Source organism: Clostridium sp. AF12-41, from assembly GCF_003461685.1.
Lineage (GTDB): Bacteria > Bacillota > Clostridia > Lachnospirales > Lachnospiraceae > Otoolea > Otoolea fessa.
Genome location: NZ_QTXO01000003.1, coordinates 148,670 through 164,377, shown reverse-complemented (window position 1 = coordinate 164,377; position 15,708 = coordinate 148,670). Strand labels below are relative to the sequence as shown.

At 48.0% G+C, this 15,708-nt stretch carries 11 protein-coding genes; 10 read left to right on the top strand and 1 reads right to left on the bottom strand.

The features are described 5' to 3' along the window. Positions 1-28: 28 nt before the first annotated feature. From DWV73_RS06660 to guaA, 7 genes are all read left to right on the top strand, one after another. The gene (locus DWV73_RS06660; RefSeq protein WP_117796210.1) at positions 29-1,222 is read left to right on the top strand and encodes a BMP family ABC transporter substrate-binding protein; all 1,194 of its coding nucleotides are present in this window, start codon (positions 29-31) and stop codon (positions 1,220-1,222) included. A gap of 193 nt (positions 1,223-1,415) precedes the next feature. Beyond that, positions 1,416-2,972, top strand: coding sequence for an ABC transporter ATP-binding protein (locus tag DWV73_RS06655; protein ID WP_117796209.1), 1,557 nt, complete (start codon positions 1,416-1,418; stop codon positions 2,970-2,972). Next, positions 2,969-4,045: an ABC transporter permease gene (locus DWV73_RS06650; protein ID WP_022360157.1), complete on the top strand. Its 1,077-nt coding sequence runs from the start codon at positions 2,969-2,971 to the stop codon at positions 4,043-4,045. Before DWV73_RS06655 ends, DWV73_RS06650 begins: the two co-directional genes overlap by 4 nt. Next, entirely contained in the window at positions 4,042-5,004 is a 963-nt protein-coding gene (locus tag DWV73_RS06645; RefSeq protein ID WP_022360158.1) for an ABC transporter permease, read from the top strand. Before DWV73_RS06650 ends, DWV73_RS06645 begins: the two co-directional genes overlap by 4 nt. Positions 5,005-5,333: 329 nt before the next feature. After that, on the top strand, positions 5,334-6,137 hold the full coding sequence (locus tag DWV73_RS06640; RefSeq protein ID WP_181986222.1) for a formate/nitrite transporter family protein: 804 nt from the start codon (positions 5,334-5,336) through the stop codon (positions 6,135-6,137). A gap of 300 nt (positions 6,138-6,437) precedes the next feature. Beyond that, on the top strand, positions 6,438-9,290 hold the full coding sequence (gene uvrA / locus DWV73_RS06635) for an excinuclease ABC subunit UvrA (RefSeq protein WP_117796207.1): 2,853 nt from the start codon (positions 6,438-6,440) through the stop codon (positions 9,288-9,290). Positions 9,291-9,958: 668 nt separating this feature from the next. Next, the gene (guaA, locus tag DWV73_RS06630) at positions 9,959-11,500 is read left to right on the top strand and encodes a glutamine-hydrolyzing GMP synthase (RefSeq protein WP_117796206.1); all 1,542 of its coding nucleotides are present in this window, start codon (positions 9,959-9,961) and stop codon (positions 11,498-11,500) included. A gap of 292 nt (positions 11,501-11,792) precedes the next feature. Here guaA and DWV73_RS06625 read toward each other — a convergent pair whose 3' ends face one another. Further along, positions 11,793-12,323, bottom strand: coding sequence for a helix-turn-helix transcriptional regulator (locus tag DWV73_RS06625; RefSeq protein WP_009247529.1), 531 nt, complete (start codon positions 12,321-12,323; stop codon positions 11,793-11,795). A gap of 522 nt (positions 12,324-12,845) precedes the next feature. On the opposite strand from DWV73_RS06625, the gene DWV73_RS06615 reads away from it, so the two are divergent. From DWV73_RS06615 to DWV73_RS06605, 3 genes are all read left to right on the top strand, one after another. Next, positions 12,846-13,283: a hypothetical protein gene (locus DWV73_RS06615; RefSeq protein ID WP_242995762.1), complete on the top strand. Its 438-nt coding sequence runs from the start codon at positions 12,846-12,848 to the stop codon at positions 13,281-13,283. A 1,446-nt stretch (positions 13,284-14,729) separates the two neighbouring features. Further along, positions 14,730-15,056, top strand: a complete 327-nt coding sequence (gene tnpB / locus DWV73_RS06610; protein WP_333549892.1) for an IS66 family insertion sequence element accessory protein TnpB — start codon at positions 14,730-14,732, stop codon at positions 15,054-15,056. A gap of 295 nt (positions 15,057-15,351) precedes the next feature. After that, on the top strand, positions 15,352-15,708 hold the full coding sequence (locus DWV73_RS06605; protein ID WP_117796205.1) for a hypothetical protein: 357 nt from the start codon (positions 15,352-15,354) through the stop codon (positions 15,706-15,708).

The following is a 15,708-nucleotide window of genomic DNA, read 5'->3' as shown; positions in this document are numbered from 1 at the left end:
TTCGCAGGCATTCTTAGGAGGAAATGTTATGAGAAAAGTAGTAAGCGTGTTACTGAGCGCTGCCATGGCGCTGTCCCTGTGTGCAGGCTGTTCTTCTTCGTCTTCTGATACAGCAGATACGAAGGCAGCGGAGGAAAAGGGAGTTGACGCGGCAGACACAGAAGCAGGCGAGGCAGCAGAGGGCGTGATGCCGGCAGTTGCTAAAGAGGATCTGAAGGTCGGAGTGATTCATATTGGAAATCCGGCGGATGGTTCCGGTTACAGCTATACGCATGATCAGGGTATCGTAGCGATGCAGAAAGCCGTTGGTCTGGAGGATGATCAGATTATCCGCAAGAACAACGTAGCGGACGATGATCAGACTGCCATCGAGACAGCAATGCGCGAGTGTGTCGAGGAAGGATGCCAGATTATCTTCGCGACAAGCTGGGGCTACATGGATGCATGCGAGGCACTGGCAGAAGAATATCCGGACGTTATCTTCTCCCATGCAACCGGCTACAAATCCAACGGTGTGAACTTTAACAATTATTTTGGACGGATTTATCAGTCCCGTTACCTCACTGGTATCGCGGCTGGTTTAAAGACAGAGAGCAATAAGATCGGTTATGTCGGCGCCTGGGGCAAGGACAATGCCGAGGTTACCGGCGGATGCGACGCATTTGCAATGGGTGTATATTCTGTAAACCCGGATACAACCGTTTACATCAAGACCACCAACAGCTGGTACGATCCGGAAGGTGAGAAACAGGCAGCCGTAGCCCTGATCAACGAGGGCTGTGATGTCATTGGACAGCACTGCGATACACCGAACCCGCAGCTGGCAGCTGAGGAAGCTGGCGTATTTGGTGTTGGTTACAACTCTGATATGAGCAAGGATGCTCCGAAGGCAGTTCTGACCTCCACCGTTTGGAACTGGGGCGCTTACTATACCAAAGCTGTACAGGATCTGATTGATGGTACATGGACAGGCGAGAACTACTTCGGCGGTCTGGAGGAAGGTCTGGTAGACATTTCCCCGTTATCTGACCTGTGCGTAGATGGTACGCAGGAGAAGATCGATGAGGCACGTGCGCAGATCGAGTCTGGCGACTGGGATGTATTTGACGGCGTGATCGAGTGCAACGACGGAACCACCGTTGGCACCGAGGGCGAGCATATGTCTGATGCAGATATCACAGGCAATATTCACTGGTACTTCAAGAACATCGTAGAGAAATAATCACGGAATTATATACCTGGAAGCGATACTGAAACAGGTTCGGAAACGCTTCCGGGTGTTGCAGATTTCAAGAGTATATAACAGATAAAAGGAGGCAGCTTCAAATGGATCCACTTTCATTTGCGGCACCTCTTTTTTCTTTTTTAGAAAATTGATTAAAAAAATTGGTTAAATATTCATTTGAGGTGACGATATGACAGAACAGTATGCCATTGAGTGTAGGCAGATCACGAAAGCATTCGGAAGCGTCGTGGCGAACGATAAGATTGATCTGACCGTCCGGTACGGCGAGATTATGGCACTTTTGGGAGAAAATGGTTCCGGTAAGACAACGCTCATGAACATGCTTTCCGGTATCTACCACCCAGATGCCGGTTCGATTCTGGTTGGAGGAAAAGAAGTCTCCATAAATTCGCCGGTAGATTCGAGAAATTTAGGAATAGGTATGATTCATCAGCATTTCAAACTGGTGGATGTGTTCAGTGCGATGGATAATATCGTGCTGGGAACCAAGGGAAAACGGCTGGGAAGAAAGGCGTTGCGGGAAAAAATTGAAGCGCTTGGACAGTCATTTGGACTTGAAATTGAACCGGAGAAAAAGGTCTACGACATGTCGGTCAGCGAGAAGCAGACGGTCGAGATCCTGAAGGTATTATATAGAGGCGCCCAGATCCTGATTCTGGACGAGCCGACGGCAGTCCTGACGCCGCAGGAGACGGAGCGGCTGTTTAAAATCCTGCGCCGGATGCGGGAACAGGGTTGTGCGATTATTATTATTACCCATAAATTAAATGAGGTCCTTTCTATCAGTGACCGTGTCACGATTCTGCGAAAAGGAAAGAGCATCGAGACGGTGGAAACTGCCGGATGTGATGAGAAGAAACTTACGGAGCTTATGGTTGGACGACCAATCAGCTTGAATATCGAGCGCCCGGAGATGGAGAAGAGAGAGACTATTTTGAAGATTGTCGATCTGACCGTCGATAAGAGTGACGGCGGCGTGGCGCTGGATGATATTTCTTTTGAGATTAAAACAGGCGAGATTCTGGGCGTTGCCGGTGTTGCCGGAAGCGGCCAGAAAGAACTCTGCGAGACGCTGACCGGGTTGATGGACGCGAAAAAGGGCGCTATTTTGTACCGTAAGGAAAATATCATCGGTAAGACTCCGGCGGAGATCATCCGCCTCGGAATCAGCATGAGTTTCGTGCCGGAGGATCGTCTCGGCATGGGACTGGTTGCTTCAATGGGTATGGTTGATAATATGCTGCTCAAGTCCTATTCGGAAGGGAAAGGGTTGTTTGTAGATCGGAAACCGGCAAGGGAGATGGCAGAACGCCTGATCGGAGAACTGGGAATCGTGACGCCGGGCGTTGATACGCCGGTGCGTATGATGTCGGGGGGCAATGTCCAGAAGGTACTTTTGGGACGTGAGATTGAGTCGAGCCCGCAGGTGCTGATCACGGCTTACCCGGTGCGAGGGCTTGATATTAATTCTTCCTATCTGATTTACGACCTCCTGAACCAGCAGAAGAAAAAGGGCGTGGCGGTTGTCTATATCGGTGAGGATCTGGATGTGCTTCTGGAGCTTTCAGACCGGATCATGGTACTCTGCCATGGAAAGATCACGGGTATCGTGGATGCTAAGAAGCTCACGAAAGAACAGCTGGGACTGATGATGACCGGTACCGAAGCGGGCGAGCTGGGGCTGGATAAGAGTATGGCATCCGAAAAGAAGGGGGAACAGGCATGAAAGAACCGTGGATCCGCGTTGTAAAAAAGGCGGAACTTGGAAAAAGAGAAACATTGATCCTCCGTCTGGAGGCGATCGTGCTGGCTCTGGTGGCAGGCGGATTCTTTATCCTGCTGATTGGGCAGAATCCATTTGTCATTTATCAGACGATTGTAACCGGAGCGCTGCGAAGCGAGATGGCGATACAGGCGACGGTCAAAATCATGATTCCACTTTTGATTGCGTCGCTGGGCGTGACGCTGGCATTTAAAATGAAATTCTGGAACATCGGAGCCGAGGGACAGATCATTATGGGCGGTATTTTTGCCTCGTATTTTGCACTGTTCCATGCGAACTGGAATCACTGGCTGCTGGTGATCGTGATGTTTCTGGCAGGCGCGATCGGCGGAGGTCTGTGGGGACTCATTCCGGCGTGGTTTAAGACCCGGTATGATACGAACGAGACGCTGTTTACGCTGATGTTAAACTATATCGCGCTGAATGTCATCGTATTTTTGAGAGAGGGCGCATGGCGTGACCCAGGTTCCCAGGGATATGCGAAGATTGCCCGTTTCAATAAGAACGCGGCGCTCGATAAGGTGTTCGGCATCCAGTTCGGCTGGGTGATTGCGCTGATTCTTGTGGTAGTGATAGCGGTTTACTTAAATCGTTCCAAGCAGGGATATGAGATCAGCGTCGTGGGAGAGAGCCAGGAGACGGCCCGCTATGCCGGCATGAATGTAAAAAAAGTGGTTCTGCGGACGATGTTTCTGTCCGGCGCTGTCTGCGGCATCGGCGGCATGGTGCAGGCGACCGGTTCGGATGTCACGCTGACGACGGCAGTTGCCGGAGGGGTCGGATTTACGGCGATCATCGTGGCATGGCTGGCACAGTTGAATCCGCCTGTGATTCTGCTGGTTACCTTTTTGTTCAGCGTGCTGGAAAAAGGAAGCAGCGTAGTTCAGTCTTCATTCGGATTGTCCTCGGACTGCGCGGATGTGCTGCAGGGAATCATCCTGTTCTTCATTCTGGGATGTGAACTGTTTATACGGTATCAATTTGTATTTCGCGGAAAAGGAGGTACACGCGCATGAGCAGCGAGATCGTAATTAAATTTCTGGTGGCGGCTGTATTGGCGGGTACGCCTTTCCTGTTTGGCACGGTTGGCGAAATTTTGAGTGAGAAGGTCGGACACCTGAATCTGGGCGTCGAGGGCATGATGTCGATTGGCGCGTGCGCCGGATTCATGGTCGGCTATCAGACGGATAACTTTGTTGCGGCGCTGTTAGCTGCGGCGGTGGCTGGAATGCTGTCGGCATTGATTTACGGTGTTTTGACTGTCACATTTATGGCAAATCAGAATGTAACGGGATTGACCCTGACGATTTTCGGCGTCGGATTAGCCAATTTTATCGGTGTCTTTATGCTGGAAAAATCAGAGAACGGCACCCTGAAACTTCCGGATGCGGTGACGGCACAGATGCGTAACATCCACATCCCGGGACTCAGTGATCTGCCGGTGGTCGGAGAATTATTATTTTCCTATAACCCGTTCGTTTATCTTGGAATCATCATCGCGATTGTGGCGAGTTTCTACTTATATAAAACACAGGTTGGTTTAAATGTGCAGGCGATCGGAGAAAATCCGGGCGCAGCAGATGCGGCAGGTATCGAAGTTACAAAGTGGAGATACATTAATATCCTGCTATCCGGTGCGATCTGCGGTATCGGCGGCGCGTATTGTTCGATGATCATCAACGGCGGCGTGTGGCTGCGCGACAGCGTCGGTGGTCTTGGCTGGATTTCCGTTGCCCTCGTTATCTTCGCGGCGTGGAAGCCGATCAATGTTATTTACGGTTCCTTTATTTTCGGGGCGCTGCGCGTGCTGAAATACTATGTGCCGAAAAACACGTATGCGATTCCAACGGCATTTTTCGATGCCCTTCCGTTCATTATCACCGCATTGGTGCTGGTGATCGCGTCGATGCGTAAGAATAAAGGGGCACATATCCCGGCGCATCTGGGCGAGAATTATTTCCGGGAGGAACGGTAGGAAAATGAAGGGGAACTTATAGGATTTGTGGGAGGGCTGCAAAAAGTAGTTACATGAAATAATAAGGGAAGCCCTTGATAGGTGATGTCAGATGGCGGCTTGAGATGATAAGACGACATCAGAAATGATATAGAAATAATAGAAAAGACGGTTGTTTGTCAAAGATTTTAAAGGGATAGAACAGAAAGATCGGACGAAAACCGTCTTTTTCTGTTTGAAATGGAAGGAAAGGTTATAAAACGATGTGGCAGGTTCGGAAATTCAGAAGATAAAAGGAAGAATTTGAAAAATGAATTTCGGACATAGAAAGGCTGATGGGAGGAAAATCTATGATTGCATCGAAACAGATTGCAGAAAATTATGTGGAGACGGGCAGAAAAAAGGCGGAACTTCCGGTGTCTCATATGCTGATACTCGGCTTTTTCGCCGGAATGTTCATCGCGCTGGCAGGCGCGGGGGCTTCGGTTGCCTCGGCAGCAATGACAAATGGCTCGGCATCGCGGATTGCTTCGGCACTCGTATTCCCGGCAGGATTGGCGCTGGTGGTCTGCACCGGGGCGGAACTTTTCACTGGGAACTGCCTGATGACGATCTCGGCGCTGCAGAAACGGATTTCCGTGGGCGGGCTGTTTAAAAATCTTCTGTTTGTCTATCTGGGAAATCTGATTGGCGCGATCTTTGTGGCGGTTTTATTTGTCTACGGGCATATTCCAAGCCTGTACGGCGGCAATCTGGCGCAGGTTCTTCTGAATACAGCCGTTTCCAAGGTGACCCTGACTCTGTCGGAGGTGCTGTGCCGTGCGATCCTCTGTAATGTGCTGGTTTGTATTGCAGTCTGGGCGGCGATGAGCTCCGAGCAGGTATCTGGCAAAATTCTGGCGCTTTACCCGCCGGTGGCGATTTTCATTCTCTGCGGCTTCGAGCATTGCATCGCCAATATGTTTTACATCCCGGCGGGGCTGATGATCATGGGCGAGTACGGTCTGGCAGCGGAAGGGCTGACGATCGGAACCTTTATTCTCAATAATCTGATTCCGGCTACGATCGGAAATATGATCGGCGGGATGCTGGTGATTGGAGGCGGGTACTGGCTGGTGTATCTTCGGGGAACGAAAAATCGTGAAATAAAATGAATGCGTGAAAAAATGAAATAGGGCGAAAGGGTATTTTTGTCTGGTCTCCATGTTAGGTTTGGAGTCGGGCGGAGGTGCCCTTTTTGTATTAGAATTGATGAAAAGTTTGACTTCTATTCCCAAGGAATATCTATGTTTAGCTGATTCAATTTTATCAAACAGAACAAATGTTTGCAAAGACTTTTGGAATGTGTTATACTAAGCATAATTACAGGGAAGACTGTGACTATAATGACTATAAAATAAGTCAGTAGCGACATGATAAAACAGAGCAGAGTCAATGATAATTGAGGTACAGATATGGCGAAGCAATATATAAAGATACGAGGTGCCAATGAGCACAATCTGAAAAACATTTCCATTGATATTCCGAGAAATGAGCTGGTCGTCCTGACCGGACTTTCTGGTTCGGGTAAATCATCTCTGGCATTTGACACGATCTATGCCGAAGGGCAGCGGCGGTATATGGAGTCCCTGTCGTCTTATGCGCGTCAGTTCTTAGGTCAGATGGAAAAGCCGGATGTCGAGAGCATCGAGGGCTTGTCCCCGGCGATCTCTATCGACCAGAAATCGACGAACCGGAATCCGCGTTCGACGGTCGGCACAGTGACGGAGATCTATGATTATATGCGTCTTTTGTACGCACGAATCGGTATTCCGCATTGCCCGAAGTGCGGTCGTGAGATCCGCCGCCAGACGGTCGATCAGATGGTTGACCAGATCATGGCGCTGCCAGAGCGCACAAAGATCCAGCTTCTTGCCCCGGTCGTGCGCGGGCGGAAAGGACGCCACGAGAAAGTGCTGGAGCAGGCAAAGAAGAGCGGTTATGTCCGTGTGCGGGTGGACGGCAGCTTATACGAGCTTTCCGAGGAGATCACGCTGGATAAAAATATCAAGCACAATATTGAGATTGTGGTCGATCGCCTGGTGGTCAAGCCGGGGATTGAGAAACGCCTTTCGGATTCGATTGAAACGGTCATGGGTCTCTCCAATGGTCTGATGCTGACCGATACGGCGGTGCGGGATGAAAATGGCGAAGAAAAGCACGATACCCTGACGTTCAGCCAGAATTTTTCCTGCCCGGACTGCGGTATCAGCGTGGATGAGGTCGAACCGCGCAGCTTCTCTTTCAACAACCCATTTGGTGCGTGCCCGGACTGCTTCGGTCTGGGATATAAGATGGAGTTTGATGAGGATCTGATGATTCCAGACAAGAGCCTGAGCATCAATCAGGGTGCGATCACGGCGATGGGATGGCAGTCTTGCACGGACAAAACGAGCTTTTCCGGCGCGATCTTAAATGCATTGGCAAAAGAATACGATTTCAGTCTGGATACCCCGTTTGAAGATTATCCGAAGGAGATCCATGATATTTTAATTTACGGAACCGGCGGCAAGGTTGTGAAGGTGTATTACCGTGGACAGCGTGGCGAGGGAATTTATGATATTGCCTTTGAGGGGCTGATTCAGAGCATGAACCGCAAATACCGTGAGACGTTCTCTGATTCAATGAAGGCGGAATATGAGACATTTATGCGGATCACGCCGTGTCCAGCCTGCAAGGGGCAGCGATTAAAGAAGGAATCTCTGGCAGTCACGGTTGGCGGGAAAAATATTTTCGAGGCGACCGATATGTCGATCGTCAAATTCCGCGAATTTATCGATGCGCTGGAGTTGACGTCGATGCAGCAGGCGATTGGTGCGCCGATTTTGAAAGAGATTCGGGCGAGGATCAGCTTCCTTATCAATGTCGGTCTGGAATACCTTTCCCTGTCGCGTGCGACTGGCACGCTGTCCGGCGGCGAGGCGCAGCGAATCCGCCTGGCAACCCAGATCGGCTCCGGTCTGGTCGGTGTGGCATATATTCTGGACGAGCCGAGTATCGGACTTCACCAGCGGGACAACGACAAGCTTCTGGATACCCTGAAACACCTGCGGGATCTGGGAAATTCAGTTCTGGTGGTTGAGCATGACGAGGATACGATGCGCGCGGCAGACTGTATCGTGGACATCGGTCCGGGCGCGGGCGAACACGGCGGCGAGGTCGTGGCGATCGGCACAGCGGAAGAGATCATGAAAAATGAAAAATCGATCACCGGCGCATATTTGAGCGGGCGCATTCAGATTCCGGTGCCGTCCGAGCGGAGAAAACCGGCCGGCTGGCTGACGGTGAAAGGCGCAGCGGAAAATAATCTTAAGAATATCGACGTCAAATTCCCGCTGGGCGTGATGACCTGCGTCACCGGCGTTTCCGGTTCGGGAAAGAGCTCACTTGTCAATGAGATTCTTTATAAAGCGCTGGCAAAGAAGCTGAACCGAGCACACACGATTCCGGGAAAACATAAATCCATCGAGGGCGTCGAGCAGCTCGATAAGATTATCGCGATCGACCAGTCTCCGATCGGGCGGACGCCGCGTTCCAATCCGGCAACCTATACGGGGGCATTTGATCTGATCCGGGATCTGTTTGCGGCATCTACGGATGCCAAGGCAAAAGGCTACAATAAAGGACGTTTCAGCTTCAATAAAAAAGGCGGGCGCTGTGAGGCGTGCTCCGGCGACGGTATCATCAAGATCGAGATGCATTTCCTGCCGGATATCTATGTGCCGTGTGAGGTCTGCGGCGGCAAGCGCTATAACCGGGAAACGCTGGAGGTCAAATATAAAGGGAAAAGCATCTATGATGTCCTCAATATGACGGTTGAGGAGGCGATGAAATTCTTCGAAAATGTGCCGTCCATACACCGGAAGATTGCGACACTCTACGATGTAGGACTTTCCTATATCCGCCTGGGACAGCCGTCCACCGAGCTGTCCGGCGGTGAGGCACAGCGAATCAAGCTGGCGACGGAGCTGAGCAAGCGTGGAACCGGCAAGACGATCTATATTCTGGACGAACCGACTACGGGACTTCATTTTGCCGATGTACACCGTCTGATTGAGATATTAAGACGTTTGTCGGATGGTGGAAATACCGTGGTTGTCATTGAACATAACCTGGATGTCATCAAAACTGCTGACTACCTGATCGACATCGGACCGGAAGGCGGCGAGGGCGGCGGAACCGTGATTGCGAAAGGAACACCGGAAGAGGTGGCAGCGACGCCGGGATCGTATACGGGGAAGTATGTGAAGAAATATTTAAATGTTTAGGACAATAAGCGGGAATCCTCGGCAATTCAATTACCGAGATGAAAGCGCAGGAGTGTGCATATCTGCACAATGCAAATAGTATAATAATTCTCATCCTTTGCTCTCAGTTGAGAAGCCCCACCTCTTTAGGTGGCGAGTAATAACAAATTTGTCTTAGTGGGAGTTAGGTCTCCGATTGAGATAAACGCTCCGCGAGGATGCGCAGTGATTCTGCATAGAATATGCATTTTTACTTGCGGATAGGAATTTTCTGCACTGAAAATTCCGTACGATATCATACTGGTAGCGGATTTTGCCGATGCTTCGCTGACCAGAATCACGCGCCAAGTCTCACGGATGTTCGACTTGAATTGAATCGAAAAGCATTTTTCTGAAAAAAGTGCCTGAAAATACCGTAAAAATGGCTTGTCTTTAATTGCCGGGTATTTTATAATAAAAGTTACAGGAATTGACAGGAAGAGAACGTGGTATAGCTGCTGAACAGATTGCGACCGGTTATTTTTCGATTGGCGGCGATGGGGCTGAAACGGAGCGATTACCTGCGGCAGCAGTATGACTGTTACAGTTCACATGTTGTGCAAGCGTGTGACCATAAATCCTGGAAGTTGATTCGAAGCTACAAGTTGATGAAGTACGGATCGCAGCATAAAATTATAGGAGGAATACTCGTGGAGAAAGAGATGATCATTGTACTGGACTTTGGCGGACAGTACAATCAGTTGATTGCCAGAAGAGTAAGAGAGTGTAACGTATATTGTGAGGTTCATCCTTACACCCTGCCGCTGGAAAAAATCAAAGAGATGAACCCGAAGGGTATCATTTTCACCGGCGGACCGAACAGTGTATACAAGGAGGAATCTCCGAGATGTTCAAAGGAAATCTTTGATCTGGGAATCCCGGTACTGGGTATCTGCTATGGCGCACAGCTGATGTCCTACCTGTTAGGTGGCGAGGTTGCCACAGCACCGGTCAGCGAATACGGAAAGACTGAGGTAGAGGTAGACACAACATCTAAGCTGTATGAGGGTGTATCCCCGAAGACCATATGCTGGATGAGCCATACCGACTATATTTCCAAGATGCCGGAAGGTTTCCGTGTGACAGCCCATACTCCGGTCTGCCCGATTGCAGGTATGGAAAATGAAGAAAAAGGCTGGTACGGCATCCAGGCACATCCTGAGGTACTTCATACACAGGAAGGCTCCAAGATGCTGCATAACTTCGTATACAGTGTCTGCCATTGTGCAGGTGACTGGAAGATGGATGCGTTCGTAGAGAAATCCATCGAAGAAATCCGTAAAAAAGTAGGAAATGGTCGTGCCCTTCTGGCTCTGTCCGGCGGTGTAGACTCTTCCGTAGCAGGCGTCCTGATGGCGAAAGCGATCGGCGACCAGCTGACCTGCGTATTCGTCGATCACGGTCTGCTTCGTAAAAACGAGGGTGACGAGGTAGAGGCAGTATTTGGTCCGAACGGTCCGTACAAGCTGAACTTCATTCGTGTCAATGCACAGCAGCGTTTCTACGACAAGCTGGCAGGTGTAACCGATCCGGAGCGCAAGCGTAAGATCATCGGCGAAGAGTTCATCCGCGTATTTGAGGAGGAAGCAAAGAAGATTGGCAAAGTAGATTACTTCGTACAGGGTACGATTTACCCGGATGTGATTGAGTCCGGTCTTGGAAAATCCGCTGTTATCAAGTCCCACCACAACGTAGGCGGACTTCCGGAACATGTAGATTTCAAGGAGATCATCGAGCCGCTGCGTATGCTGTTTAAAGATGAGGTCCGCCGCGCCGGTCTGGAACTTGGTATTCCGGAAAATCTGGTATACCGTCAGCCGTTCCCGGGTCCGGGACTTGGCGTTCGTATCATCGGTGAGGTAACAGCAGAGAAGGTACGCATCGTACAGGATGCAGACGCTATCTACCGCGAGGAGATCGCAAAAGCAGGTATCGACCGCACACTCGGTCAGTACTTCGCAGCCCTGACCAATATGCGTTCCGTAGGCTGCATGGGCGATGTCAGAACCTATGACTATGCCATCGCACTTCGTGCCGTCCTCACATCCGACTTCATGACCGCAGAATCCGCAGAACTTCCGTGGGAAGTACTCGGAAAAGTCACAAGCCGAATTGTAAATGAGGTGAAAGGTGTAAACCGCGTACTGTATGATTGCACGGGGAAACCGCCGGCTACGATTGAGTTTGAATAAATCGAGTTGCTTAAAAAAGCCAGTGTTTATGCGGGTTTCAGCGATTTCGATTAGTCTTTTGATAACAAATTGATAACAGTCATAGCAAGTGCCATTATTCTTGTTATCCAGTGGTTTATGGGTAACGGAACAATTAACAGGTGGCTTGCAGACTAAAGTTCGGAGCTTGGCTCTGAACAAATTCCATATTATAAACTAAGCCCTTAGCTGTGGTTAATAACCATAGTTAAGGGCTTTTTTGTCGTTGCCAAAGCATCTGTAGGGAGCTGCCAGTGGCAGGTCCTGTAGGTGCTTATTTATCTTTCAAGTGGTCTTTGAATGCTTCCACGAGAGCGTCACTTAATTCCTGTGATGGAACTTTTGCCCAACGCTGTGTGGTGTCGAACTCTGGATAATGGTAACGCCAGTTATCGTATTCTTCTCTGTTGATTTCTTCGGAAGATAGCTTGTCTGCCTGTTCTTTCCAAGCATACAGCATTTTGAGGAGTTCATATGCTTCTCTGCCTTTGTCCTTGTTGACCTTTAAGCATACCTCTCCGTCTGCTTCACTGACAGTAAGACCGTAAATATCTTCAAGGGTAAACAGAGTGTGCATAAGACCGATATAGCTGTCTATGTCAGGAACATCAAGAGCCTGTGGAGAAACATCAAGCACCTGTGCCAATGCATTTGTAAGGTCTGCTTTCGGTTTGCGTGTACCAGTTTCGTACTGTGCCAAACGCACATCAGCACTCTTTTCTGGAAAACCGATTGCTGTACCGAGATACTTTTGTGTCATACCACGCATTAGTCTGAAAAAATGTATTCTTTCGCTGATAGCCATAATGATACGCTCCTTTTATATTTAGTGAAATAAGTATAGCAGAAATGTTTAGTGGAAGTCAAGAAAAACCGAAACAAAAATGTTTAATATTTTCTTTGCAACCACTTGACAATAGCAAATATGTTTAGTAAAATAAATTACGAATTAAACAAATATGCTTAATGCGACAACTGAATGACCGTCCGAAAAGCCAAACCGCCAAGACCTCGTCGGAGCAAGTTCCGTATCGTTCGCTTGTGTGCAAGCACAAAAGCTCATTCGCTGCACTGCTCCTCCTCTTCCCCAAAAGTCTCCGACTTTTCGGGAACCCCTATACGAGCGAGCGCCTGATGTACTGCGGTGCATTGGGACAGCACAGCGCCTGCCGACAAGCAGGAGTGCCTGTTGGAACTTTAACACGGAGAAAGCGGCAAGCAAAAAATTATTTTAAGAAAGGAAGAAAAAGGATATGGAAAACAGATTTATCCGAGCCGAAGATGTGGCTCAGGAACTAAACGTATCAAAACCTTATGCATATTCGATATGATTTCAGGCACGAATGGTCTGATGGGTGCGGCAGACGGTGCATTTGTTCTCAGTAAGGACAAGCGTACTTCCAACAATGCCACACTTGATGTTGCTGGCAGAGACCAGCAGGATATGAAAATCCATCTTGTAAGGGACAGCGAGCGATTGGTGTGGAACTTTGCAAAATCGGAAACGGAGATGTGGAAAGAACCGCCCGAACCTCTGCTTGAGAAGATAGCGGATACGCTCTTTTCGGAAAGTGACAGATGGGAAGGAACTGCTTCGGAACTTTGCGAAAGGCTTGCGGTGGATATAAAGCCGAATGTACTTTCTTTAAGGCTCAGTATCAACGCAAGCAGGCTGTTTCGTGATTACGGTATCCGTTATCAGAACAGCCGCACACACGACGGAAGAAAGGTTTCACTTTGGAAAGAAACCGAGCAGACGGCGTGACAAACGGTGTCAAAGGTGTCAATGTTTTTGAGAGCAGCACGCTGTGAAAAACATTGTCACCATCGTCACACTTTGACACCGGATAAAGTTTAGGGGAGTGTGCAGAGAGTGCCTTTTCAAAGGCGGCTCTTTGGTCTCGCCTGCTGGCTCGGTCGGTTCGCAGGCGTGTGTGCCACCGGCACACGCTCACCCCTCGGAGAGCCTTCGGAGAACGCAAAACCTGTTTACACCTAAAAGTACAAATAATATGATAGCGGTAGGTATGGATGTTGACCGTTTAGGACTTATGTCAGTTGTAGGTCAGCCAATAAATATAATAGGTATGATGGAACAAATGATTATCAGTTTATGTTGGATATGTTCAATAAAAGAAATAAGAGTGAGATTACAGAACAGCAGCATAGAAAGATAAGAGGTTTGATAGCATATTCTATCAAGCCATTTTTAAGAGAACGACTAAAATATAAGTGAAGTTTATATAAATAATAATAGAAACAAATAGTAATTTAGCAAAAGGCATGATTTATCAGATTTTTACTGACGATTGTAGCAGAAAGTAAAGTATACCTGAGCAGACATGTTAAGAGAAATCTTGCAAAGGCAATCGATTTTATTCAGTACATAGAAATTTTGTGGTACTGCCCATTAGTACCACAAAATTTCTAGTTGCAGAAACATCGTCTGGAGATTATAATTTTCATAGGTGGACAAGCAAACCGACAGAAATTTATTCTGTGAATGGTAAACGAACCTGTAAGCCACCGGAACTACACACAATAATGAAAAAATGCAATGGTACTGGATTGGTACTAAAAATATGTGAAACGAAAAACAATGTGTGGAAAAGGCACGAGTTATCAATACAAAATAGTATAGATATTTACATTAGAATAACCTGAATCAAACCAGACTCTGCGAGTTTGAATAAACAAAAATGTTTAGTAAATCCAGCGTTTATGCGGGTTTGCAGCACTTTTAAAAGTCTTTTGATAACAATTTGATAACGGTTGCATGAGAGCCATTATTCTTGTAATCCAGTGGTTTTAGGGTTAGAGAATGATTGACAGGTGGTTGTGCAACAAATAAATCCATATTTATCTAAAAAGCCCTTAGCTGTGGGTATAAAACTCATAGCTAAGGGCTTTTGTCGTGCTTATTTATCTGGTTTGAGTTTGTCTTGGAACATTTCGACCGTAAATGGTAAACCACACATCTCTAGAACTACACCTCCAAGTTTGAGATAATGTTGGAAAAGTTGTACAATACACTTTTCCCATTTTTCACACTAGGAGGTCAATTATGAACACCAAACTTGCCACAGCACAGATCCGTGTAAAAAACTGGGCTGCTATTATTCAGGAGCGCAACGAATCTGGTCTGTCTGTCAAAGATTATTGTGCACAGCATCAGCTTTCATGAGACTCTTATTATTACTGGCTCCGCAAAGTGAAAGAGGCCCTGCTTGTAGAAAGCGGCTTTGTTGAAGTAACGCAGCCAAAGCAGTTCCCTGTGCAGAGGTCTGTAACAGCTGATCCAAATGAAATGTTAACGCTCAAATTCTTCTGTGGTTCCAGTAACCGGAAGATCAAAGGGCTGGTCTGGGAGGAAGACGGCTTCCTGCTTATTTATAAGCGGCTGGAGGCGGGAACTTTTCAATGGCCCCGATCGGAAGCGGAAGCCCGGAACATCACTTCGGAGCAGTATCATCTGCTCATGAGCGGATACTTCATAGATCCATCTGTCCATAAGATCGATCCAAAACATCCAGTGTGACTTTTGTACAAAACAGAGAAGTTTTCTGTTTGATTCGAAAGCCTGTATGGGGATAAAAAGTTCTGTTTTTTATCCGCTTAACATGAATTGTGGACAGTCTTCTCTGCCACATGAAAAGTAAGCCGGATCCACCTGTTTTCAGGCAGCCTGGAAGGTATTCTCTACAGAAAGAACTGCTTTTGGAGCAGGAGTTTTCCACCGTCAAAATACCGAAAAGATATCGGTCTGATTTTTGTGTTTTTTCGCTTCTTCTGTTATACTGGATCCATAAAAGCGAAGGAGACTGATCGTCCGTATGGCACTTGCGTTATCAAAAGAACAGCTGGCAAAACTGAATAAAAAAGATATCCTGCAGCTCTTGTTTGAAAGCATGGAGCAGGAAAAAGAATTACGTAGCCAGCTGGCTGTTCTTACGGATGAGTTGAAACGGACAAACCAGCAGATGCAGGTGATCCTTGAAAAATGGAACCTTGCGCAGGCAACTCGCTTTGGACGTTCTTCTGAAAAAATGACATATGATACCGGAGCCTGCCAGCAGTTGGAACTAGCCATCATGTACGCGGAATGTTTCAATGAAGCAGAAGCATGTTTTTTACGGCAAATCTTGCTAATAACCCCAGGTTTCGCCTATAATAGGATTCAATATGAATAA